Consider the following 22,465-nt stretch of genomic DNA (forward strand, 5'->3'; position numbering starts at 1 on the left):
GCATCGCCTCGGCACCACCCTCGCTGAGCCGGCGGCGGTCGTGGTAGAGCAGCGCCGTCAGCACCGGTTCGCCGAAGACGCACAGGGTTACCGACGGTGCCGGGTGCCGGTACACGCGGGCTCTCCGGGCGCCCCAGTCGGGCACCGTGCGACTCAACGCGGCCTGGAGGTCGCGGTGCTCGTACACGAGAAGGGTGTCGAAGAGCGGGGTGCTGGCCGGCACGCCGCTCCACTGCTGGATCCGGGACAGGGGTGCGAGCTGGTGCGGGCGTACCTCTTCGATCTGTCGGCGGACGTCGAGGAGCCAGTCCCGGACCGGCTGCTGTGGGTCGACGTCGATCCGCAGCGGCACCGTGTTGATCAGCAGGCCGAGCATCCCGTCGGCCCCGTCCACCGTGCCGTTCCGACAGGTCCGGGTGGAGCCGAAGACGACCTCGTTCCGCCCGGCGTAACGGTGCAGCAGCACCGACCAGGCCGCGGTGACCAGCGTGCTGACCGGGACGCCGACGGTCCGGGCCGCCGTGTGGAGGGCGGCGGTGGCCGCCGGGGTGAGCGACCTGGCCAGTTCGCGGACGGTGTCCACCCCCCGGGGCGAGTCGTCCGGCGCGATGGTCAGCGGCAGTGGGGTCGGCAGGGTGACGTCGGCCAGCCGGCGGGTCCAGAAGCGCCGGTCTGCGGTGAGTGGACGCTGCGCGACCCAGACCACGTAGTCGCGGAACGGACGGCGCGGCGGCGGATCGTAGGGGCGGGCGGTCCGCAGCGCGTCGTGTTCGGCGAAGACCTCGTCGAGCAGGAGGTGCACCGAACGGCCGTCGAGGATGGCGTGGTGCAGGGTGACGGTGAGGGTGTGCCGGTCCGGCCCGTGGGTGAGGAGGGTGACCCGGGCCAGGGGTGCGGTCGAGGAGTCGAAGCCGGCGGCGCGGTCGTCGGCGAGGAACCGGGCCAGCCGTTCGCCACAGGCGGCGGACGGCTCACCGGACCAGTCGTGGTGCGTCACCGGCAGGGCCACCGCCGGTTGGACCTCCTGCGCGGGGTCGCCGTCGGCGGGCCACACGAAGGCGGTACGCAGCACCGGATGGCGCGCGGTGGCGCGTTGCCAGGCGGTACGCATGGCGGCCGGGTCCAGCGGTGCGGGCCAGTCGACGACCACCTGGAGGATGTCGACACCGGCCCGGGGCTGGTGTTCCCGGGTGAAGAGCATGCCGGACTGCAACGTCACCGTGTCGTACCGGCCGTCCGGATCGATGTCGGTGTCCAAGGGCGGTGCCGGCAAAATAAGCTCCTTCACGTCCGGGAACACCGGACACAAACACCCTGCTGAACAGGCGAAATCGGGAGACGCCAATTCCTCCGACCACCTGGCGGCAATGTGCGGAATTGCCTCGGGCCGGGAATGACTTACAAGAAACTACGAGAACGATTCAACTCTGTCAACCGGCCGTAATGCCCGGTCCGACCCACTCTGCGGCCAGTTCACATACGGCGGACTATCCGGATATTTCCCCGACAATGAGGAATGAGTTCTCCCAATCCGTCGATAGCCAGAACAGCCGGCAAAGGTGGCGACTTATCGCCGGTGCGAGAGCAGCCCGCACGGCGGTTGTCGAGACGGCGCGGCGAGTGGATCGGGGCCGTCGTCACCCGCGGCGGAAGCCCCGCGCACCCGTGCGCGCAGCACGCCGGTCGCCGCCGCCGGAACGACGACCGCGGGCGCCCCCGGTGTTCCGGGGACGCCCGCGGTCCGTAGGCGGTGCGGCGACGATCAGCCCTGCGTGGCCAGCCATTCCCGCAGGCTGCGCGGGCGCAGATCGGTCCAGATCTCGTCGATGTGCGCGAGACAGTCGGCCCGTCCGCCGCTGAATCCCGTCGAGCGCCACCCGGCCGGGACCTCCGAGCCGTCCGGCCAGATCGAATACTGCTCCTCGTCGTTGACCACGACTTGGTAGCGGCGCGAATCCTCGGATTCTTCCATGAACACTCCCCAAAGCGGTACGGCCCACAAGTTAGACCGGGAACTATACCCCCCGATTCGGCTCGTTGATGTTGACCGATCGGTGTCAATGTATCACCCGATCGCCCACCGACATCGCGCCGGGAATACGAGTTGGCGGGCCGACCGAAATTACATCGACGGGGCCTTGCGCGACCGGCCAGTCGACGGCTGAGTGGCGGCCGAAATGCGACACATAATGCCCGAAGAACACCGCCTGACCAAGCACTGACGGTGTCGCGGCCGTAACTGAGCGCCGTTCCGGTGCGGGTCGCCGGCACCGACCAGCAGGGCCGGCCGGCACGCCCAGCCCGGCCTGGGCCGTCGCCGCGGCGCGGGGCACTCGCCCCGTTCTGTCAGACTGGCCTTCCGTGAAGCATCGGCAGATTCTGGACAAGCTCGCCGCGCCCGTCCACGTACGCGCGTTGGACGAAGACCTCGCCCGGTGGGTGGGCTGGCAGATGTCGGGCGCTCGACACACTCACAGCGACCTCGAACGGGCGGTGCTACCTCCGGTCCTGACCCGGTGGCGGTGCCTGCTCGACGCCACCGACACCAGCCCGGTGACGAGGGACAAGGTGTGGGTGGCGCTGGCGACCCTGCTACACCGGTACGGCCTCGCCGACGGAGCGGTCACGGCCCGGGCGCTGGCCGCGGTGGACGAACTCAACCGTGACGTGGTGCTCTCCGACGCCTTCGCCCGGCACGCCCCGGCCATCAAGGACTTCCTCCGGTCGCCGCCGACACCGCTGGCCCGCCGGCCGCGTCAGCCCAGGACCATGACGCTCCTGCGCCCCGGCGACGTGGTCTGCGTCCAACTGGACGCGCACTTCCACGCGGCGTTCGTGCGCGACGTCGTGGGTGCCCACGAACGGCCGGTCATCGAGTTCTACGCCGGCCGGTTCCGCCGGCCGCCCAGCCTGGAGCAGTTGCACGGCCGGGCCGCCGCCCGCGAGCGTGGCCAGGCCCGGTTCGCTGTCGGTGGCCTCGTCCACCTGCCCGACCCCGCCAACCAGGTCCTGGCGCTGGCCGCCGGGCACCCGGAGCCTCCGCTGGGTGCCGACCCCGGACCGGGCGAGGGCCTGTACACGCTGACCGACAGCATCCGGCTCCAGCGCACGATGGCCACCCTGTTCCACGCCGCACCCCTCGAAGGATGAGGATCGCCACGGCGGACGGCCCCGACTCGCGGCCCGGCGCCAGCGTGGGCACCGACCCGCCCGGCTACGGCTGACGTACTAGCATTGCCGCGGTCCGGGACGGCTCTGCGGAAGCGAGGCGACATGCGTTGGCTCCAGCGGTTGCTGACCGGCGGGCGGGTCCAGCTCGATCCGGGACGACAGCAGGCGCTGCTACGGGACGTCCAGCGCCGTTACGGTGCCCACGCGCAGATCCGGTTTCCCGAGCAGGTCGTGGCGGTCACCGGGATGCTCGACGGTGACGACGGTCTGGTGACAGCGGCCCGGATCGTGAGCCAGGTCGCCGACGAGGCCCATGCGGACCTCCAGGCCCAGGCCCACGAGGTGCACCGACGGACGGGCCGGCGGCTGCTGGTGCACCGCCGGAACTACCGGCCGCTGTGGCGGGAGGCCGGCCCGACCCTGCGGTGGCCGCTGTTCGCGTTGCCGTGCGGCTTCCACCCGTACGCACAGGTGGCCGCCGCCGTCGAGGTGGTCGGTGGACAGGCGAGCCGGCTCGACCGGGTGACCGACCCGACCCCGCTGCTGACCCGCGTGTTCGAGTTGCTCGACCTCACCACCGCCGGCTGGGAGTACGGCCGGGTGCGGGTGGACACCGACGCCGCCGCCCTGGCCGATCGACTGGTCTCGACCGCCGGGCAGGTCCTCGCCGCCATGGACGACCCACCGCGGCTGCCTCCACCGGTCCGTGAACTCATGCGGCGCAACAACACCGTGGACGTGCACGATCCGGCAGGCCCCCGGGCAGTGGGCGTGATCAATCCGGGCGCGATGATGCGGGAGCGCCTACTGGCCTAGGTGTACTGACCAGGCCGATGGTCGAGTCGACCCGTGGCCCGGCCGAGCCGGTGGACCGCCACGGGTCGACGGCGGTCCGGCCCGCGTGGCGCAGCGTCGCCCTGACCACCAGCGGGTGGACCAGCCGGACAACGGCGAGGTAGGCGCGGCCGGCCCGGGAACGGGTCGCCGCCAGGGTGGCCACGGTGATCGTCGTGCCGTCGGGGTCCGGCTCGACCAGGACGCTGGCCCGGAAGGTCAGGTGACTGGCGTCGGTGCCGAGCAGCACCTCGCGCCCGGTGCGACTGATGGTGTCGAAGGCCGAGGCGTCGCCGCGCTCGATGCCGAGGCCTGCCGGCCGCGCATACTGCGCCGTCCGCCACGCACCCGCGTCGGCGCGCAGGCGAGAATCGAGGCGACCGTTTCAGATCGCGACCAGGATGAGGGTCAGCACGAGCACCGCGGCCGTGTTCACCGCGGTGAAGATGGGCAGCCTCGTCGAGCGCGACGGGTGAGGCGCAGTCCCCGGCAGCCCACGACGGCATACGGGGCTGTTCAACTGGTCAGGGGCCGGCGTGTCGGCGTTGGTGGGACAGCTCGGTGTGGTGGTCCCCGGCCCGGGTGGCTGTGCGGGTCGGTGTGGACGGTGGCGCTGGCCGGAACGCCAGCCGGTGTTCGCCTGCCGGACAGGCCGGCGCAGCGTCCCGGAAACACTGGCATCGATCTAATGTCTATCCATGAGTGAACCTCACCTTCATCACTGCCACCACCACCACGATGATCACCGGTCCGACCAGACCCCGTACGGTCAGGTCGATCCTGCCGAGCACGCCGTCGGGGGCATCGCCCGTCGAACCATGCTGGCCGGTGCCGGCAGCATGTTGATGCTCGCCGCGATCCCCGGTACCGCACGCGCGGCCAACGCGATGACGGCCGGCAGTCCGACCTCGACCGCGCCCGGGGCGTCCAGAGCCTCCCTGATCACTCAGGGAACCACTCTGGTGCATGCAGACATGCACAACCACACCGTCATGTCCGACGGGGACGGCAGCGCCGATGCGGCGTTCGCCTCGATGCGTGAGGCCGGTCTCGACGTCGCCGCCCTGACCGACCACGCGACGATGTTCTCCATCGAGGGGCTGAGCCAGTCGGAGTGGAACACCACCGGCAACCTGGCCAACGCGGCCAACGATCCCGGCCAGTTCACCGCGATCCGCGGGTTCGAGTGGTCGCACCCGCTGCTGGGCCACATCAACGTGTGGAACACCTCCGACTTCGCCGACCTGTGGCGGGCGGGCAGCACCCCCAGCCTCTACCGCTGGCTGGAAGGTCGCCCGGGTGGCCTGGCCAGCTTCAACCACCCGGGCCGGGAGGTCGGCCGGTTCAGCAACTTCTCGTTCTACGCCTCGGCCCGCGACCAACTCGTCGGCCTGGAGATGTTCAACCGCACCGACGACTACCTGTTCGAAGGCTGGTCGTCCGGCATGTCCTCGCCGCTCGTGGCCTGCCTGAACGCCGGGTGGCGGCCGGGCCTGACCGGCGTCACCGACGAGCACGGAACCACCTGGGGGTTCCACGAGGGTAAGGGGCGCAGCGGTCTCTGGGTCACCGAGAACACCCGTGCCGCGGTGTTCGAGGCGATGGCGGCCCGCCGCTGCTTCGCCACCAGGGTCTCCGGCCTGCGGCTCGACGCCACCGCGAACGGCGTACGGATGGGTCAGGTCCTCGGCGTGACCTCCGGCGACATCCGGTTCCGGGTGGACCTGGACCGGGGGACGGTCTGGGACGGCAAGCCGCTGCGGATCCAGGTACTGCGCCCCGGAACGTCGGCTCCCACCGTCGTCGACGTCGTCGACACCCTGTGCGGTTCGGTCGCCGACTTCACCGTCCCGCTCGACGCCGCCGACGGGAACTGGGTGGTACTGCGGGTCTCCGACCCGGAGCTGCCCAATCCGACACCCGGCCCGTCCGGCCATCCGTGCAACGACTTCGGGGTCGCCTACAGCAGTCCGTGGTGGCTGCGCCCCTGAGCAGCAGCCGCGAGACTGGGGAGCCGGCCGCGGTGCCGGGAAGGCGGAACGCCTGGCCCGGGTCGGCTCCCGTCAGCGTCGGTAGGCATCCGGGAAGGCGGCGACGGCGGTCTGTAGATCGGTCAACGGCGCGCCCTCCACCGGCGTACGGGCGGTGAGCAGTTGTCGGGCACCGCGCCAGACCGCCACCGCGTAGTCAGCCTCGGACGTCTGGCACAGCGGCCTGCCGGCGAGGGTGCTCACCTGGAGACCGTGCCGGCGGGTTCGCCGCACCGCGAAACCCCAGCCGCTGGAGATGCCGGTGAACACGTAGCTGGCGCCCGGGTCCGCCGACAGGGCCACGACGCCGTCGAGCATGTCCGCGACGGCCGGATACCCCATCAGCAACCCGCGGGACCCGAGCTGGCGGGAACTGTGGGCTCCTCCGTTCCACTGCAGGGTGACGTGCCCCAACTCGAACCCGGTGACCTGCGTCAGCGGATCCACGGGCACGTCGAACTCCACGACGATCACCGCCACACGATCCCATCCCGGCCCGGCCCCGGCTCTTGGATCCTGAACCGGTGTCAAATGTTGGGCCGCTGCCCTCCCACCGTTCACACCGAACCCCATAGCATCGTTGAGCATGAATATGCAGAGCAGGTTCCGTTCGCGGTCCACCTGGCTGGCGACGGTGTGCGCGCTGGTCGTCGTGCTGGCGACTCCGGTGGTGGTGGCAACGGCGTCGACGTCGGCGTCGGCCGCGACCACGTTGACCGTGGCCCAGGCGCTGGGCGCGCAGGACGGCCGGTCAGCGACCGTGACCGGCTACGTCATCGGCCAGCCGACCGCCAGCAACACGGTGATCAGGTCCGGCTTCACCGCCGACACCGCCGTCGCCATCGCCGACACGTCGGCCGAGACCAGTACCAGCAGGATGCTCTACGTCCAGGTCACCACCGCGTACCGGAGCGCCTTCGGACTGCTCAGCAACCCGGGCCTGCGCGGCCAGCGGATCACCGCCACCGGGACGCTGACGGCGTACTTCGCCCACGGCGGGCTGAAGAACCCGACGGCGATGAGCCTCGGCGGCACCACCCCGACCTCGTCGCCGACCCCCACCCCGAGCCCGACGGTCCCCGGTGGCGGATACGACTCGACCTACTACGCCGCCGCGATCGGCAAGACCGGCACGGCGCTGCGCAGTTCCCTTCACTCGATCATCCGGTCGCACACCAGGCTCTCGTACGACCGGGTGTGGGAGGCGCTGAAGGACACCGACCAGGACCCGGCGAACCCGAACAACGTCATCCTTCTCTACACCGGACGATCGCAGAGCAAGTCCAGCAACGGCGGCGACCCGAACGACTGGAACCGCGAGCACGTCTGGGCCAAGTCGCACGGTGACTTCGGCACCGCGACCGGCCCGGGTACCGACGTGCACCACCTGCGGCCGACCGACGTGTCGGTCAACGCCAGCCGTGGCAACAAGGACTTCGACCTCGGTGGCAGCACGGTCGCCGAGGCACCCGGCTGCTACACCGACGCCGACTCGTGGGAGCCGCGCGACGCGGTGAAGGGCGACGTGGCCCGCATGATCATGTATATGGCGATCCGGTACGAGGGCACCGACGGCTGGCCGGACCTGGAGCTGAACCAGTCGGTCGGCAACGGCTCCGCGCCGTACCACGGAAAGCTGTCAGTGCTCTTGCAGTGGAACCAGGCCGACCCGCCGGACGCCTTCGAGAAGCGCCGCAACCAGGTGATCCATGAGCGCTGGCAGGGCAACCGCAACCCGTTCATCGACCATCCGGAGTGGGCGACCTCGATCTGGGGGTGATCGGGCGGACCGGGCGGACCGGCGCTCCTCCGGCAGCAGCCGGCGGTGCGCCGGGTACCCGACGAATCCGGTTCGCGACAGCTGAGGTCCCTTCACCCGCGCCAATGACCCTGACAGTCTGCAATCGTCGGTTCACCCACGGGACTGGGCAGGTCGAGAACGATGGCGAAGCGTTGGTTGATCACGGGATGTTCGAGCGGACTCGGTCGGGCCCTCGCGGCCCGGCTAGCCGCCGAGGGCGAGCAGGTGGTGGCGACCGCCCGGCGGCCGGAGACCCTCGCCGAACTGGTGGCCCGGCATCCGGGCAACCTGGTGGCAGCCGCCCTCGACGTACGGGATCCGGCGCGGTGCGCGGCGGCGGTGGAGCGGGCCGTGGACGCGTTCGGCGGCATCGACATCCTGGTCAACAACGCCGCCTACGGCCAGTTCGGCACCTTCGAGGAGGTCTCCGACGCGGAACTCGCCGCACAGTTCGACACCAACGTGTTCGGGCCGTGGCGACTCACCCGGGCCGTGCTGCCGCTGTGGCGGGCGCAGCGCCACGGGTACGCGATCTTCGTCAGCTCGATCGCCGGTGTGGTTCCCTTCCCCGGGCTGGCCGCGTACACGGCCACGAAGTTCGCGGTGGAGGGAGCCGCCGAGTCGCTGGCCGTCGAGGCCGGGCACCTCGGAGTGAAGGTCACCATCCTGCAGCCGGGCGGCTTCGCCACCGGGTACGGCACCAACCTGGTCATGCCGGAGCACCGGATCGCGGACTACGCACCGGTCAGCGACGGCCTGCTCGGCGCGCTGCGCGGCCTGAACACCGCGAGTGAGGTGAACTCCCCCGAGCTGTTCGCCGACGTGGTCTGGCGACTCAGTCAGCTGGAGTCGCCGCCGCTGCGGCTGCCGGTGGGACCGGACTCGGAGACGTTCCTGGAGGCCGCCTACGACGCCCGACGCCGTGAGTACGACCAGGTCGTCAAGGCGGGTCACCACACCCTCGGATGACCCGGCCCGCGATCGCCGCCGCCGGGCGGCTGCATCCACGCGGGCTGGCCCACCACCACAGTGGGCTGGTCCACGCCCCCGGGACGGCCGTCTTCCACCGCGCGTCGGTTACGGCGACCACCGGAAGCCCATCGGTTTCGGCGACCACCGGAAGCCCATCGGTTACGGCGGCCACCGGAAGCCCAGTTGCCGTGCGGCCTCCCTGGTGCCACCGGCCAGCCGGCCCTGCCGACGCGGGTCGCCGTCGCAGAGCGCGCTGACGACACCGCCGGCAGCCTTCGCCGGGTCGCCCGCGGCAACGTCGAGGACGGCCACGAACTGCAGCCACGGCTGCTCGCCCGCACTCGGGGGCCGCGGGTGGAAGTACGACACGTGTACGCGGCCGGAGTCGTTCGGACGGGCCTCCACCCAGCCTGGACAGCAGTCCCAGCGGCCCAGCAGCTCCGGGTCTTCCCGTAGTCGCTGTCCGACGAGACGGGCCACGGTCCGCTCGTGCCACTCCCAGCTGTGGTCGGATTCGGCGCGGGCGATCTCGGTGTCGTACTGGGCGGCGTCGAAGGTGAACGGTCGCAGGGTGAGCCCGGCGGCGTCGGGGTTGCGCCAGTCGCGCCACACGACCTGGTCACCGCACCGTTGAATGGTGACGTAGAGCGCGCCGCAGCAGCCCTCGGTGCAGTCGGCCTCGGCCAGCCGCACCTCGTGCGGCTCGACGTCGGCGTGGAGCCGATGATCGGGACCGAGCAGGTGTTCGGGCGGCTCGGCCGGTCCGGCGGTGAACACCTCCGCGACGACGGGTCGGTCGTCGACGAGGATTCTCGTCTCGACGGCAGTGGCGCGCGCAGGGTCGGCCACCGTCACCCGGATCGAGATCCGGTCGACCGTCCCGCCCATGATGCTCCTGTCGCCCGTGGCCGCCGCTTCACCGTCGACAGCCGGTTCGTCGTCGGCCGCAGGTTCGTCGTCAACGGCCGGGCGACGCCGGAGCCGACGGCCGGTCGATGGCGTAGACCCGCAGAAAACGCCCGGTCGCCGGGTCCACCGTATCGCGGTCCAGGTGCATGCCCAGCTTGCGCATGACCCGCTCCGAGGCGTCGTTGCCGATCTGGTGGACGCTGACCAGCCGGTCGAGCGCCAGTGTCCCGAACGCATGGTCGAGCACCGCCCGGGCGGCCTCGGTCGCCAGCCCCCGCCCCCAGTGCCGCCGCGCCAGGCGCCAGCCGATCTCGACGGCGGGCATGATCTCCGGTAGAAAGGCGGGCACCGCCAGCCCGGCGAAGCCGGCCAGTTCCCCGGTCGGCCGCAGGGTCAGCGCGAACAGGCCGAAGCCGTGTTCCTGCCAGTGGCGCTCGTAGGCGGCGATCCGCGCGTCGCTGCGCTCGCGGTCGAGCACGGAACCGTCGGCGATCCACCGCATCACCTCGGGGTCGGCGTTGATCGCCGCCATCGCCGGCAGGTCCTCCGGGCACCACCCGCGCAGGACGGTGCGCGGGGTCTCCAGCGCCGTCACGACGGCTGCCCTCGCGAGCGGCGGCGGATCGTCCGGGGCTCCGGGACCCCGACGACGCCACGGTGGCGGACAACCATCTCCGAGACGGTTGTCCGCCACCGTGGCGACAGCCGGACCACGCCCACCGGTCGCCGATGGAACTCGGACGCCTCAGCGCCCGACGAGTTCCGTCGGCTTCTCGACCGAGTCGATCGCCGCACGGAACTCACGCAGCGCGGCGACCGGGTCCCCGTCGGCGAAGAGGCAGGAGTTCACCAGGATGGACGAGAAGCCCTGCTCGGCGGCGGCGACGGCGTGCTCCACGGACCCGACCCCGCCGTCGAGCATGACCGGCACCGTGGCGTCGGCGAGTAGCGCGTCGGTGGCCGAGCGCCACTGCGGGTCGATGCCCCGCCGGGCCCCGATCGGGGAACCCATCACCCGGACCATGGTGCTGCCCAGTTCGACGCAGTCGGCGAAGACCGCCGCGTCCGGGGTGATCAGCGGCCAGACCTCCAGGCCCTCCCCCACCAGGACGGTCGCCGCCTCCACGACGGCGGCGTTCTGGCTGAGGTTGAAGCCCTCGTCGAGGACCTCCAACTTGATGATCCGCAGGCCGGTCATCTCGACCGCCCGACGCGTGCGGTCGATGGCCTCGGCCGCCGTGGTGGGGTGGTTGATGTTGAGCACCGGCCGCACCGGGGAGGCCGCGCCGAGTGCGTCCCGGACCGAGCCCAACGTGGCGGTCGAGTAGCCGATCGGCAGGTCGTCGCCGCGCGAGACCTCGTCGATCGTGTGGGTGTTGACGGCGAGCCAGCGGCATCCGCTGGCGGCGAGCATGTCGACGGCCTGGCGGGTGTCCACCCGGTGCTCGGGCCGGGCACCGAAGCAGTGAAAAAGTTCCACGAGTGTTCCTCCTCAGATACGGGCAGCTTGGTGGGGTTCGGACGTACGGGTGAGCCAGCCCAGATCACGGAAACGTCGCCCGCGGACGGTGTCGCGGAAGGCCTCCGCGACAGCTCGGAACACCGGGCCGGCCGGGTCGGTCCCGTGCCCGTCGATCTCGGTGGCCGGCACCAGCTCGGCGGCCGTGCCGGTCAGGAACACCTCCTGGGCCCGGTGCAGGTCGCCCACCTCGACGGGCCCCTCGACGACGTCGATGCCGAGCCGCCGGGCGAGCACCAGCACGGTGTCCCGGGTGATGCCGGCCAGCAGACTGTCGGAGAGCCACGGCGTCAGCAGCCGACCGTCGCGGACCACGAAGACGTTCGCGACGGTCGCCTCCGCCACCCGGCCGGAGACCGGGTCGAGTTGGATCGCGTCGTCGAATCCCGCCGCCGCGGCGGCGGTGCGGGCCAGCGCAGACACCGCGTACGTGCCGGTCGCCTTCACCTGCGGCGGAAACGAGGTGGCGGCCGGACGACGCCAGGGTGACACCGTCAGCCGGACGCCCGGCGGCAGGGCGCCCACGCCGGTGTCGGCCGACGCGGTCGAGTAGACCTCGACGGCGAGCACGAACCGGAACCGCCCCAGGTCGACGCCGAGCCGCCCCTCGGGGGTGTAGAGGACCGGGCGCAGGTACGACTCGTCCGGGCCGTCGGCGTCCGCCGCGGCCAGCACCCGCTCGCGCAGCCGGGGCAGGTCGTAGTCGTGCGGGACGCCCAGTTGCCGGGCGGAGCCGAGCAACCGCCGCAGGTGGTCGTCGAGGCGGAAGACCGCCCGGCCCCGCTCCGTCGGGTAACACCGGATTCCCTCGAACACGGCGGTGCCGTGCTGCATGCTGTTGCTGCCGAAGGGCAGACCCTCCGGGCCGGCCGGGTCCCACACGGTGCGCACGGCGCTGCCCTGGACGCTCATCGCGACGCCCGGAGGTCGACGCCGGCGGCCTCGGTCAACAACTCCAGCAGCACGCCGTGGTTCTCCAGCACCGCGCCGTGCCCGCCGGGCACCGTCAGGAACCGGGAACCGGGCCCGCCGACCTGCTGCCAGGCTGCCAACTGCGCCGCGTCCACCAGGGGGTCCGCGCTGCCGGCCACCGCCAGCACCGGGCAGCTCAGCCGCACTCGGGCACGTGGGTGACTCTCCACCACCGCGCAGTCCGCCCGCCAGATCGGCAGCATCAGCTCCCGCAGCTCGGCCTCTGGCAACACCGTCTGGGCCATCACCCCGTGCCGGGCCAGGGCCGCGACGAACTCGTCGTCGGGCAGGTCACCGATGCGCTCCACCGCGTCCAGCAGGTGCGGGGGCGGCGAACCGGCGACGACCAGGCCCCGGCAGCCGGTGCCCTGCTCGGCGAGCCGGGCCGCCAGTTCCGTCGCGAGCAGGGCACCCATGCTGAACCCGAAGAGCACCAGCTCACCGGGGTCGGCGCCGGCGTCCAGCTCGACCCGCAACTGCTGCCACAGGTCGTCACCGAGCGAGGCGAAGGTGCGGTGGGCGGGTTCGCCGTACCGGCCGTCGCGGCCGGGCAGCGTCGGCACGTGGCAGGTCGCCACCCGTCGCAACTCCGCGAGCACCGGCAGGTAGGTGCCCCTGCCCCCGCCCAGGTGCGGGTAGACGCTGAACCAGGCGGTCAACGCGCTTCCTCCGCGCGGTCGCGTACCTGCTCCTGCAACCGGCCGAGCTGCCGGACGCACTCGAAGACCTGCTCGTCCGGCAGGCCGAAGTCGACCAGGCACCCCAGCTCGGTCACCCCGGCCGCGACCAGTCGGTCGACCATCGGCAGGCAGGTCTCCACGCTGCCGAACAGGCCGGACTGCCGCAGGTACCGCTGGAGGCCGTGCTCCAGCAGCAGGGCCCGGTCGGCCTCGGTGACCTCCTCCGGGCGCACCCCGACATCCTGGGTGGAGGCGAACTTCTCGAACAGGTTCAGGTGCGCCGAGAGGTAGCGGCCCAGGGGTTCACGCACCCGGGGCACCACGTCCTCCGCCCGCTCCGCGAGGTGGGTGTGGAGCATGCAGGTGACCTGCCGGTCGTCACTGACGTGCCCGGCCTCCGCGCGGGCCTTCTGGTACAGCGTCACCTTCTCGGCGATGTCGTCGACGGTCTGTTCCAGCATCGCCGTCAGCACGTGCAGGTCGAGGGCGCCTGCGGTCCGCCAGGTCTGCGGGTTGCTGGAGCTGGTCAGCCAGGTCTCCAGGGGCCGGGCCGGCCGCGGGTAGGTGCGCGTCTCGATCGTCCGTCCCTGCGGCGCGGCGCGCAGGCTGCCGTCGCCCCGCCACAGGGTACGCAGCACCTCCAGCCGTTCGGTCAGCACCTCCTTGCGACGCTCGTACGAGTCGGGGTCGAGAACGAAGTCGTCGGCGTGCCAGCCCGAGGCGAGCGACAGCGCCACCCGGCCCCGGCTGATCGCGTCGAGCACGCCCCACTCCTCGGCCACCAGGAGCGGGTCGTGCAGCGGCAGCACGACGCTGCCGGCGCGCAGCCCGATCCGACGGGTCCGGGCGGCGATCGCCGCCAGCAGGACCGCCGGTGCGGGGTACGGCGCACCGAACGGGTCGAAGTGCCGCTCGGGTACCCACACCGCGTGCAGGCCCAGTTCGTCGGCGAGTTCGGCGCAGCGCAGCACGAGGTCGTACTTGTCGGCCGGCGCGTCGTCGAGGTCTGCGGAGAAGAAGAACAGGCTGACCGCGAGTGCCGGTCGCCTGCCGGGCACCGCAGCCGGCGCGGCCGGTTCGGCGGAGCGCGTCGGGGTGGCCGGGGTGGCCCCGGCCTGGCGCTGCCGCAGCAGGCGTTCGACCAGTTCCCGGCGTTGCGGGGTCAGCTGGTCCAGGTCGACGCCGTCGATCGGGGCGCTCATCGGTCCGCCGTCCCGTCCAGCTCGGCCAGCCGGGCCGCGACCTCGTCCTCGGAGAGCGCGTCGACCTCGGCGAGAAGCGCGGCCAGTTCGTCGGCCGGTCCGCCGGGCGCCTGGGCGGGCGCCGCCGTCTCCGGCCGGGCAGCCCCGGCCGCGTCCGGGGCCGGCGGTCCGTCCGGTGGTACGAAGCCGCTGCCCTCCAGGTGGGCGGCCAGCCCGGCGACGGTGGGCGACTCGAACAACGCGGTCATCTCCAGTTCTGCCGCACCGTCGCGACGGACCTGGGTGACCATCTGCATGGCCAGCAGCGAGTTGCCGTCCAGGTCGAAGAAGCTGTCGTTGAGTCCGACCCGTTCGGTGCCCAGCAACTGTTTCCACAGGGCGACGAGGTAACGCTGGGTGCGGGTGTAGCCGGCGTCCTCGGCCGGGGTGGCCGCGGCGGCCGGCGCCACGACCGGGGACGCCTGGGCCGGGGCCGCCGCGCGGGGGGCCGGGGGCATCGGGTCCAGCCAGTGCCGGGTCCGGGCGAAGGGGTACGTGGGCAGCGACAACCTGGCGCGCTGTTCGTCACCGTAGTAGGCGGCCATGTCGTAGCTGCCGCCCAGCAACCACAGGTCGGTCAGGACGCCGAGCAGGTCCTCCGCCTCCTGGGTGTCGTCCACCGTCAGCACCGGCAGGCAGGTGGCCGCCGAGGCGGTGGCCCGCACCAGGGCGCTCAGCGACCGCCCCGGCCCGACCTCCAGGAACGCCGACGCCTGGTCGGCTACCAGCGTGCGCACCCCGTCGGCGAAGCGCACCGGCTGGCACATCTGGGCGACCCAGTAGTCGGCGCTGGTCGCCTCCTGCGCGGTCAGGTAGTCGCCGGTGACGTTGGAGACGATCGGGATCCGCGGCTCCCGCAGCGTGAGCCCGTCGAGGCCGGCCCGCAGCCGCTCAGCCGCCGGCTGCACCAGCGCGGAGTGGAACGCGTGGCTGACCCGCAGCCGGGTCGTGGTCACGCCGTCGGCCCGCAGCAGCGCGGCGAACTCCTCGACGGCCTCCTCGGTGCCGGCGACCACGACCAGTGACGGCGCGTTCTCCGCCGCGACGCTCAGGTCGCGGCCGTCCAACAGTCGCCGCACCTCGTCGACCGGCAGGTTGACCGAGAGCATCGCGCCCTCGGCCGTCTCGGCCAGCGCCTGCCCGCGCAGGGTCACCAGCGTGACCGCGTCGGGCAGGTCGAGCACCCCGGCGAGCACGGCGGCGACCAGCTCACCGATGCTGTGTCCGAGCATGGCGTGGGGTCGTACGCCCAGGTCGACCAGGGTCTGCCCGAGGGCCCACTCCACCGCGAAGAGCGCCGGCTGGGTGACCTGGGTCCAGGCCAGCGCGGCCCGGGTCTCCTCGGTGTCGCCGGCCTCCGGGTGGATCGCCGACCGCAGGTCCAGGCCGGCCCCCTTGAACAGGTCCAGCACCGTCTCCAGGTGCCGGGCGAAGATCGGGTCCCGACGGGCCAGGGCGGCGCCCATGCCGACCCGCTGCGCGCCCTGCCCGGGGAAGAGGAACACGGGGCGGTCGTTGGGGCGGCGCTGCCCGGTCTTCTGCCGCCGGCTGCCGGTGGCGGAGAGGGCGGAGGCGACGTCGGTGAGGTTGCGGGCCAGCACCACCCGGCGGTGCTCCCACTCCTGCCGGCCGGTGGCCAGCGTGTACGCCACGTCGGCCAGCTCGACGCCGGGGTGCTCCCGGGCCCAGCGGCCCAGGCGGCGGCTCATCTCCTCCAGCGCCTCCGGACTGCGCGCGGACAGCTGCACCGCGTGTCGACGCCGGGCGGAGCGCGTCGCGGCGGGCGACGGGTCCGGCTCCCGCAGCACGACGTGCGCGTTGGTGCCGCCCATGGCCAGCGAGTTGACCGAGGCGAGCAGCGGCCCGTCGGACTCCAGGTCCACCAGCTCGCTCGGCACCCGGAACGGGCTGGTGTCCAGCTCCAGCTTCGGGTTGGGGCGGCGGAAGTTCACCACGGGCGGCACCTGGCGGTGTCGCAGCGCCAGGACCGCCTTGATCAGGCCGGCGACGCCGGCCGCCGCGTCCAGGTGACCGATGTTGGGCTTGACCGAACCGAGCCAGCAGTACTGGCGGTCCGGCGTCGACTGCTCGAAGGCCCGGCTGATCGCCGCCACCTCGATCGGGTCGCCCAGCGGGGTGCCGGTGCCGTGCGCCTCCACGAACTGGATGTCCCGTGCCGACACCCCGGCCCGTTCCAGCGCCCGGCTGACCGCCCGGTACTGGCCGTCGATGCTCGGCGCGGTGAAGCTGGCCTTGGCCCGGCCGTCGTTGTTGATGGCGGAGCCGAGGATCACCCCGTGGATCTGGTCGCCGTCGCGGAGCGCGTCGGCGTACCGCTTCAGGACCACGACCCCCGCGCCGTTGCCGGGGATGCTGCCGGCCGCGTCGGCGTCGAAGGCCCGGCAGTGGCCGTCCGGCGAGGACGTGCCGCCCGGGTTGGCGAGGTAGCCGCCGCCCAGTGGCATCCGCACCGACGATCCGCCGGCCAGCGCCATGTCGCACTCCCCGTCGGCGAGGGCACGGGCGGCCAGGTGGATGGCGACCAGCGAACTGGAGCAGGCGGTCTGCACGCTCAGGCTCGGCCCGCGCAGGTCCAGCCGGTGCGAGACCCGGGTGGCGAGGAAGTCCTTGTCGTTGCCGACCATGGTCTGCAGGTCACCCACCATGGCCGCGACGTCGTCGCGGTGACCCATCACGTTGTAGAGCATGTAGGTGTTCATCGTGCAGCCGGCGTAGACCCCGATCTGGCCGTCGTAGCGGCGCGGGTCGTAGGCGGCGTCCTCGAGGGCGTGGTACGCGGTCTCCAGGAAGATGCGGTGCTGCGGGTCCATGATGGACGCCTCGCGGGCGGAGTAGCCGAAGAAGGCCGCGTCGAAGGCGTCGGCGTCCTCCAGCGCGGCGGTGGCGTCCACGTAGTTCGGGTTGTCCACCAGGTCCGGGCTGACCCCGGCGGCCAGCATCTCCTCGCGGCTGTGCCGGGTGACGCTCTCGACGCCCTCGGACAGGTTCAGCCAGTACGTGTCGACGTCCGGCGCGCCGGGCAGGCGGGCCGCCATGCCGACGATCGCTACCGCATCGGGGTGTTCGTCAAGGGGCGTCATGGCCATGTCGGTCCTTCGGAGGTCGGGCCAGCGCGGGGGCGGGCGACGTCGGACGGGTGGTACGCCGCGCGGCGAGGTGCCCGGCGAGGTCCCGCGGGCAGGGGTACTCGAACAGGTAGTGGATCGGGAAGGTCACGCCGAGGCTGACCTGGAGCTGGTGGTGCACCCGGGTCACCACCAGCGAGTGGGCGCCCGCGTCGAAGACGTTCACGTCCGGCGCGATCGTGCTCAGGGCCAACGCGTCGGCCCAGATGCGGCAGACCGCCGCCTCCACCTCGCGCACCCCCGCCGAACCGGGCAGCACCTCGGTGTACTCGCGCTGCGCCGCCTGCCGCAGGGGCGTCTCGTCGAGCTTGCCGTTCGCGGTCATCGGCAGCTCGTCGAGCGTGACGACCTGCTCGGGCACCATGGCCACCGGCAGTCGCGCACCCACCAGCCGGAGCAGTTCGGTGGGGTCGACCCGGTCGCCGGTGACGAAGGCGACCAGTCGTCTCGGCTCCTCCACCACCAGCGCGGCGCAGGCCACGACGCCGGGCACGTCCCGCATGGCGAACTCCACCTCGCCGAGCTCGACCCGGAAGCCGCGTACCTTGACCTGCCGGTCCGCGCGTCCCACCACCACGAAGCCGACGTCCGGGTCGAGGTGGGCCAGGTCGCCGGTGCGGTAGTAGCGGTCGCCGGACCGGTCGGTGACGAACCGCTCGGCGGTCGCCTCCGGCCGGTGCAGGTAGCCGTCGGCCACGCCCGGCCCGGCGATGAGGATGTTCCCCAGCGCCCCGACCGGGAGCGGCCGGTCGTCGTCGTCGGCCAGCCAGATGCGGCTCGCCGCCGACGGTCGCCCGACCGGCAGCACCGCGGGCAGGTCCTCGTCGGGCACCTTTGCGGGAATCTCGTAGGCCAGGCAGTTGACGGTGGCCTCGGTCGGGCCGTACCCGTTGACCAGGCGGCAGTCGGCGGCGACGAGCGTGCGCAGTCCGGTCACCGTGGACCGCTTCAGCACCTCACCGCCGAGCAGGACCAGCCGCAGGTCCGGCAGGGGTTCACCCGTGGCGACCAGCTGGTCGGCGTACGAGGGGGTGGTGAACAGGACGGTGACCCGTTCCCGCCGCAGGAACCGCACGTAGCTGCGGGCGTTGCGACGGTCGGCTGGTGCCGGCACGACCACGCAACCGCCGTACGGCAGGGCGGTGAACAGCTCCTGGAGGCCGAAGTCGAAGCCGAGGGAGAGGGTCTGCGCCATCCGCACCCACGGGCCCAGCTCCCACGCCTGTCCCTCCCAGGCGACGAGGTGCGCCACCTGGCCCTGTCGGATCAGTACGCCCTTGGGACGGCCGGTGGACCCGCTGGTGTAGACGGTGTACGCCGGGTCGTCGGGACCGGGTCCGGCGTCGGTGGCCGGCGCGGCGGCCCCGGTCGCCCCGGCTGCCGGGGCGACGTCGAACGGCACGACGGTCGGGGGGTGCGGAAGGTCCGCGACGAGCCGGGCCGCCCGGTCCGCCTGCGTCGGCGAGGTGAGCAGCAGCCGGGGCGAGCAGTCGGCGAGCATCTCCCGCAGTCGGGCATCGGGGAACTCGACGGGCAGCGGAAGCACCCCGAGCCCCACCGACCAGGCACCGAACATCCCGACCGTGAAGTCGGCGGGCGACTCCAGCAGCAGGCCGACCTGCCGGCGGGCGGCCTCGGCGGCGTCCCGGTGGGTCATCGCGCACCGCCCGTGGTCCGCTCGGGGGCCAGCGCGGCCCGTAGCGCCCCGCCGACCTGGTCCATCCGGGCCACGAACTCGGCGAAGTCGATGGTCCGGCCCGCTTCGACCAGCGCCGGCGCGTCGGGGCGCTCGGCCGCGACCGAGCGGATCCGGGCCAGGGCCGGCGGATCGAGCGGGGGCGTGTCGCAGCCGCCGAGAGCCCGGGTGAGGTCCTCGTCGGCCGGGGAGAGCACCAGCACGTCGTCGACGACCGTCGGCGCGGCGGAGTCGGCGGCCCGCACCATCGCCGCGTACGTGGCCAGGATCGCCTCGGCGGTCCGGGGCAGGAACAGGTCGGTGGCGTGGTCCAGGGTCAGCAGGTAGCCGCCGTCGCGGGGGGTGACCACCAGGTCGAGGTCGTACCGGCAGCTGTCCCGGGGCACCGGGACGACGCGCAGGGTCAGTCCGTCGAGGTCCAGCCGCGAGGCCCGCCCGCTGATCGCGTCGAGCAGGCCCGGCACCTGCGGCAGCGGGTTCTCCTGCACGGTGATGAGCGTCTCCACCAGCGGCAGGCGGCCGGCGGCCCGCCGTGGGCGCACCGCCTCCACCGCCCGCACCAGGGGATACAGGCCGGCGTCGAGTCCGGCGACCAGTTGCCGGCGGACGTCGTCGACCAGGTCCGTCAGCCGCTGCTCCGGTCGCACCTCGACGGCCAGGGGCACCGTGTTGGTGCAGAGCCCGCCGACCTCGGCCAACCGGCCGGACGGCCGGCCGACCACCGGCACGCCCACCACCACCGGGTTCGGGGTGCCGTAGCGGTGCAGGCAGGCCGCCCAGAGCGCCGACAGCAGCGCCACCCGCGCGGGTCCGGCACCCGGGTCGGCGACGGGCACGACGCGTTCGACCCGACCGGCCCGCGCGCTGCGGCGGCTGCCGCGTGCCCCGTCGGTGCGGACGTCGAGGGACCCGGCCCGGTTCGGCAGCCGCTCGGCGAGCTGCCGGTCCCGGTCGGCGGCGTCCGGGCCGGCCAGATACTCCTCCTGGGCGGTGACGTACTCGTCGTACGAGCCGCGCGGCGCGGCCGGCGGGGTGCGGCCGGCGCGTAGTTCGGCGTACCCGTGTCCGAGGTCGCGCAGGGCGACGCTCAGCGACCAGAGGTCGGTGACGGCGTGGTGCACGACGAGCTGGTAGACCTGCCGGTCCGGTGACTGCCATCGGTGCAGGCGCAGCAGCGGCCCCTCGTCCAGCCGGAACGGCACGGTCGCCGCGTACCCGAGCTGCTCCTCGAGCCGGTCGTCGCGGACGGGGACCGGCACCAGGTTCAGCGCCTCGGTCATCCGGTGCGCCGGTACCGGTTCCCGACGGCGCAGGTTGCCGTCGGCGACGATGCGCACCGCCAGTTCCGGTTGCCGGCGCACGGCCGCCCGCAGGGCCGCGTGGAACGCGTCCACGTCGGTCGCCGGGTCCAGTTGCCAGGCGAAGGAGATGTTGTACTCGTCGCTGTCCGGGTTGAGCATCTGGAGGAACGCCAGCGACTCCTGGGCCTTCGACAACCGGCCGTGGGTGGGGCCACCCGCCGGGGGCGCGGCCCGGCCCGGACCGGTCGCCTGCGTCGCCGTGCCGGCCGGCCGGTCGACCACCCGGGCCGTCACGTCCGCGAGGCTCAACCCTTCGAGCAGGTCGCGGACCGGCACGTCGACCCCGAACCGACGGAAGATCACCTCGGAGACGTGCAGCGCGGTGAGCGAGTCCATGCCGTAGCTGACCAGCGGCTCCGTCTCCAGCGGGATCGGTGTGTCCAGCGCCGTCTCGACCGCCTGCCGGACCCCCGACGCCGACTCCCGCCCGGCGGCACCGGCCACAGCCGGGTCGGCATCGACCGCCTTCGGGTCGGCACCAGCCGTAGTCGGGCCGGTTCCGGCGTCGACCGGGCCGTTCCCGGCGTCGCGTGCGCCGTAGTCACCGTCGCGGTACCGACGCGCCGTCTCACCGCGTCGCAGCTTGCCGCTGGTGGTCCTGGGCACCGTTCCCGGCCGCACCCCGACGACATCGACCAGGGTGACACCGAACTCGGCGGTGATCGCCACGGTGAGCCGCCGCCGGTCGTCCGGGCCCAGCCCCCGGCCCCGCGCCTCCCCGACGATGACGACGCCACGGCCGGTCGGGTCGGCGAAGGCCACCACGCCGCCGGCCCGCAGCGTCGGCACCGTCTCGGTGGCCACCCGCTCCAGGTCCTGCGGATAGAGGTTGCGGCCCCGGACCACGATCACGTCCTTGACCCGGCCGGTGACGTGCAACTCCCCGTCGACGAGAAAGCCGAGGTCACCGGTGCGCAGCCAGGATTCCGCCCGACCCGCCACGGCGGCGCCGAAGACCGCGCCGGTGGGGTCCGGCCTGCCCCAGTAGCCGGCCCCGACGCTCGGGCCGCTGACCAGGATCTCGCCCACCTCGCCGTCGGCCACCGGGGAGTCGCCGTCGACCACGGCGACCTCGCAGCCGTACGGCACCCCGCAGGAGACGACCTCGGTGCCGTCGGCGGACGCCCGGGTGCGGGCTCCCGTCCCGGGTGGCACCGCGGTCACCAGCAGGGTCGCCTCGGCCAGTCCGTAGCAGGGGATGAACGCCTCCCGCCGGAAGCCGGCCGGTGCGAGCAGCTCGGCGAAGCGGTCCAGGGTCCCTGCGGACACCGGCTCCGCACCGCTGTACGCCTTTCGCCACCCGGACAGGTCGAGCCCTTCGACGGGCGCGCGTTCGAGCGACCTGATCACCAGGTCGTAGGCGAAGTTCGGGGCGCCACTGGTGGTGACGCCCAGCTCGCCGATCGCCCGCAGCCAGGCGACCGGGTTGCGGACGAAGTCCTTGGGCGCGGCGAGGTACGCGGGGATGCCGGCGTGCAGCGGGTGCAGCAGGTTCCCGATCAGGCCCATGTCGTGGTACGCCGGCAGCCAGCTCAGCACGACGGCGCTCTCGTCGTGGTCGAAGGCGCTGGCGATCGACCGCAGGTTCGCCACGAGCCCCCGGTGGGTGACGACGACGCCCTTCGGTGCCCCGGTGGAGCCGGAGGTGTACTGAAGGAAGGCCGGCGCTGCCGGGTCCACCGGCACCGGCCGGGCCAGCGGCCCGTCGGCCGGCCGCCACTCGGCCGGGATGTCGAGCACCCGGCGGGCCAGGTCGGCCATGGTCTCGTCCGAGGTCCAGGCGAGCGCGGCACCGCTGTCGGCCACGATCCGGCCGACCGTCTGCGCGCCGGTCACGCTGTCCAGCACCGGGTACACCGGCACCGGCACCCGCCCGGCGTAGAGGCAGCCGAGGAACGCGGTGACGAACCCGAGACCCGGCGGATGCACCAGCAGCACCCGGTCGCCGGGGGCGGTGCTCTCCTCCAGCCGGGCGCCGACCCGCGCGGCGGCGGCGTCCGCCTCGGCGTAGGTCAGCCGGCCGGCCGGGTGGGTCAGGTCGCCCAGCCAGGTGAAGGCCACCCGATCCGCGCGGTGCCGGCCGTGCGCCCGCAGCGCGTCGGCGAGGCTGTCGTGTTCGCTGGTCACCGTCGC

17 protein-coding genes and 1 pseudogene are annotated in these 22,465 nt (G+C 72.9%); 5 read left to right on the forward strand and 13 right to left on the reverse strand.

Going from position 1 to position 22,465, the window contains the following annotated elements:
• Window positions 1-175: 175 nt before the first annotated feature.
• Both GA0070616_RS29285 and GA0070616_RS02235 read right to left on the reverse strand, forming a co-directional pair.
• Window positions 176-1,300 (reverse strand): annotated as a pseudogene (locus GA0070616_RS29285) (condensation domain-containing protein); the annotation flags it as partial.
• A gap of 462 nt (window positions 1,301-1,762) precedes the next feature.
• Window positions 1,763-1,972, reverse strand: coding sequence for an MbtH family protein (locus GA0070616_RS02235; RefSeq protein WP_091089685.1), 210 nt, complete (start codon window positions 1,970-1,972; stop codon window positions 1,763-1,765).
• Between the two features lie 389 nt (window positions 1,973-2,361).
• On the opposite strand from GA0070616_RS02235, the gene GA0070616_RS02240 reads away from it, so the two are divergent.
• Window positions 2,362-3,150 (forward strand): hypothetical protein, encoded by a 789-nt coding sequence (locus GA0070616_RS02240; RefSeq protein WP_091075417.1) that lies wholly within the window; start codon window positions 2,362-2,364, stop codon window positions 3,148-3,150.
• 123 nt (window positions 3,151-3,273) lie between these two features.
• Window positions 3,274-3,987: a hypothetical protein gene (locus tag GA0070616_RS02245; RefSeq protein WP_091075422.1), complete on the forward strand. Its 714-nt coding sequence runs from the start codon at window positions 3,274-3,276 to the stop codon at window positions 3,985-3,987.
• Here GA0070616_RS02245 and GA0070616_RS02250 read toward each other — a convergent pair.
• Window positions 3,947-4,369, reverse strand: coding sequence for a DUF2867 domain-containing protein (locus GA0070616_RS02250; protein WP_091075424.1), 423 nt, complete (start codon window positions 4,367-4,369; stop codon window positions 3,947-3,949). The genes GA0070616_RS02245 and GA0070616_RS02250 overlap by 41 nt on opposite strands.
• 334 nt (window positions 4,370-4,703) lie before the next feature.
• Here GA0070616_RS02250 and GA0070616_RS02255 point away from each other — a divergent pair, with 334 nt between their 5' ends.
• Entirely contained in the window at window positions 4,704-5,996 is a 1,293-nt protein-coding gene (locus GA0070616_RS02255) for a CehA/McbA family metallohydrolase (protein WP_139128827.1), read from the forward strand.
• A gap of 72 nt (window positions 5,997-6,068) precedes the next feature.
• Here the strand turns inward: GA0070616_RS02255 and GA0070616_RS02260 are convergent, their stop codons facing one another.
• Entirely contained in the window at window positions 6,069-6,509 is a 441-nt protein-coding gene (locus tag GA0070616_RS02260; RefSeq protein WP_139128828.1) for a hypothetical protein, read from the reverse strand.
• Window positions 6,510-6,621: 112 nt separating this feature from the next.
• On the opposite strand from GA0070616_RS02260, the gene GA0070616_RS02265 reads away from it, so the two are divergent.
• Window positions 6,622-7,815: an endonuclease gene (locus GA0070616_RS02265; RefSeq protein WP_245712621.1), complete on the forward strand. Its 1,194-nt coding sequence runs from the start codon at window positions 6,622-6,624 to the stop codon at window positions 7,813-7,815.
• Between the two features lie 162 nt (window positions 7,816-7,977).
• Window positions 7,978-8,805: an SDR family oxidoreductase gene (locus GA0070616_RS02270; protein ID WP_091075435.1), complete on the forward strand. Its 828-nt coding sequence runs from the start codon at window positions 7,978-7,980 to the stop codon at window positions 8,803-8,805.
• Window positions 8,806-8,967: 162 nt separating this feature from the next.
• Here the strand turns inward: GA0070616_RS02270 and GA0070616_RS02275 are convergent, their stop codons facing one another.
• From GA0070616_RS02275 to GA0070616_RS02315, 9 genes are all read right to left on the reverse strand, one after another.
• The gene (locus tag GA0070616_RS02275) at window positions 8,968-9,696 is read right to left on the reverse strand and encodes a hypothetical protein (RefSeq protein WP_091075439.1); all 729 of its coding nucleotides are present in this window, start codon (window positions 9,694-9,696) and stop codon (window positions 8,968-8,970) included.
• 70 nt (window positions 9,697-9,766) lie between these two features.
• A complete protein-coding gene (locus GA0070616_RS02280; protein WP_091075442.1) occupies window positions 9,767-10,312 on the reverse strand; it encodes a GNAT family N-acetyltransferase in 546 nt (181 codons plus the stop codon).
• A 150-nt stretch (window positions 10,313-10,462) separates the two neighbouring features.
• Entirely contained in the window at window positions 10,463-11,197 is a 735-nt protein-coding gene (locus GA0070616_RS02285; protein ID WP_091075445.1) for a beta/alpha barrel domain-containing protein, read from the reverse strand.
• Between the two features lie 12 nt (window positions 11,198-11,209).
• A complete protein-coding gene (locus tag GA0070616_RS02290; protein WP_091075449.1) occupies window positions 11,210-12,148 on the reverse strand; it encodes an aminotransferase class IV in 939 nt (312 codons plus the stop codon).
• Complete coding sequence (locus GA0070616_RS02295; protein WP_175439957.1) at window positions 12,145-12,867, reverse strand: thioesterase II family protein; 723 nt, start codon at window positions 12,865-12,867, stop codon at window positions 12,145-12,147. The genes GA0070616_RS02290 and GA0070616_RS02295 overlap by 4 nt, the downstream gene beginning before the upstream one ends.
• On the reverse strand, window positions 12,864-14,090 hold the full coding sequence (locus GA0070616_RS02300) for a MupA/Atu3671 family FMN-dependent luciferase-like monooxygenase (protein ID WP_091075455.1): 1,227 nt from the start codon (window positions 14,088-14,090) through the stop codon (window positions 12,864-12,866). The genes GA0070616_RS02295 and GA0070616_RS02300 overlap by 4 nt, the downstream gene beginning before the upstream one ends.
• Complete coding sequence (locus tag GA0070616_RS02305; RefSeq protein WP_217628174.1) at window positions 14,087-17,230, reverse strand: type I polyketide synthase; 3,144 nt, start codon at window positions 17,228-17,230, stop codon at window positions 14,087-14,089. The genes GA0070616_RS02300 and GA0070616_RS02305 overlap by 4 nt, the downstream gene beginning before the upstream one ends.
• Window positions 17,217-18,932 carry a non-ribosomal peptide synthetase gene (locus tag GA0070616_RS02310; protein WP_091075461.1) on the reverse strand — a complete coding sequence of 572 codons (1,716 nt, stop codon included), beginning with the start codon at window positions 18,930-18,932 and terminating at the stop codon, window positions 17,217-17,219. The genes GA0070616_RS02305 and GA0070616_RS02310 overlap by 14 nt, the downstream gene beginning before the upstream one ends.
• Window positions 18,929-22,459: an AMP-binding protein gene (locus GA0070616_RS02315; RefSeq protein WP_091075464.1), complete on the reverse strand. Its 3,531-nt coding sequence runs from the start codon at window positions 22,457-22,459 to the stop codon at window positions 18,929-18,931. The genes GA0070616_RS02310 and GA0070616_RS02315 overlap by 4 nt, the downstream gene beginning before the upstream one ends.
• Window positions 22,460-22,465: the final 6 nt, after the last annotated feature.

This window comes from Micromonospora nigra, assembly GCF_900091585.1.
Classification (GTDB): domain Bacteria; phylum Actinomycetota; class Actinomycetes; order Mycobacteriales; family Micromonosporaceae; genus Micromonospora; species Micromonospora nigra.

What these genes read in the sequence shown, in the direction of transcription:
- GA0070616_RS02235 (WP_091089685.1), bottom strand. Translation starts at nt 1,972, where the DNA reads ATGGAAGAATCCGAGGATTCGCGCCGCTACCAAGTCGTGGTCAACGAC.
- GA0070616_RS02245 (WP_091075422.1), top strand. Translation starts at nt 3,274, where the DNA reads ATGCGTTGGCTCCAGCGGTTGCTGACCGGCGGGCGGGTCCAGCTCGAT.
- GA0070616_RS02255 (WP_139128827.1), top strand. Translation starts at nt 4,704, where the DNA reads ATGAGTGAACCTCACCTTCATCACTGCCACCACCACCACGATGATCAC.
- GA0070616_RS02265 (WP_245712621.1), top strand. Translation starts at nt 6,622, where the DNA reads ATGAATATGCAGAGCAGGTTCCGTTCGCGGTCCACCTGGCTGGCGACG.
- GA0070616_RS02270 (WP_091075435.1), top strand. Translation starts at nt 7,978, where the DNA reads ATGGCGAAGCGTTGGTTGATCACGGGATGTTCGAGCGGACTCGGTCGG.
- GA0070616_RS02275 (WP_091075439.1), bottom strand. Translation starts at nt 9,696, where the DNA reads ATGGGCGGGACGGTCGACCGGATCTCGATCCGGGTGACGGTGGCCGAC.
- GA0070616_RS02290 (WP_091075449.1), bottom strand. Translation starts at nt 12,148, where the DNA reads ATGAGCGTCCAGGGCAGCGCCGTGCGCACCGTGTGGGACCCGGCCGGC.
- GA0070616_RS02300 (WP_091075455.1), bottom strand. Translation starts at nt 14,090, where the DNA reads ATGAGCGCCCCGATCGACGGCGTCGACCTGGACCAGCTGACCCCGCAA.
- GA0070616_RS02305 (WP_217628174.1), bottom strand. Translation starts at nt 17,230, where the DNA reads ATGACGCCCCTTGACGAACACCCCGATGCGGTAGCGATCGTCGGCATG.
- GA0070616_RS02310 (WP_091075461.1), bottom strand. Translation starts at nt 18,932, where the DNA reads ATGACCCACCGGGACGCCGCCGAGGCCGCCCGCCGGCAGGTCGGCCTG.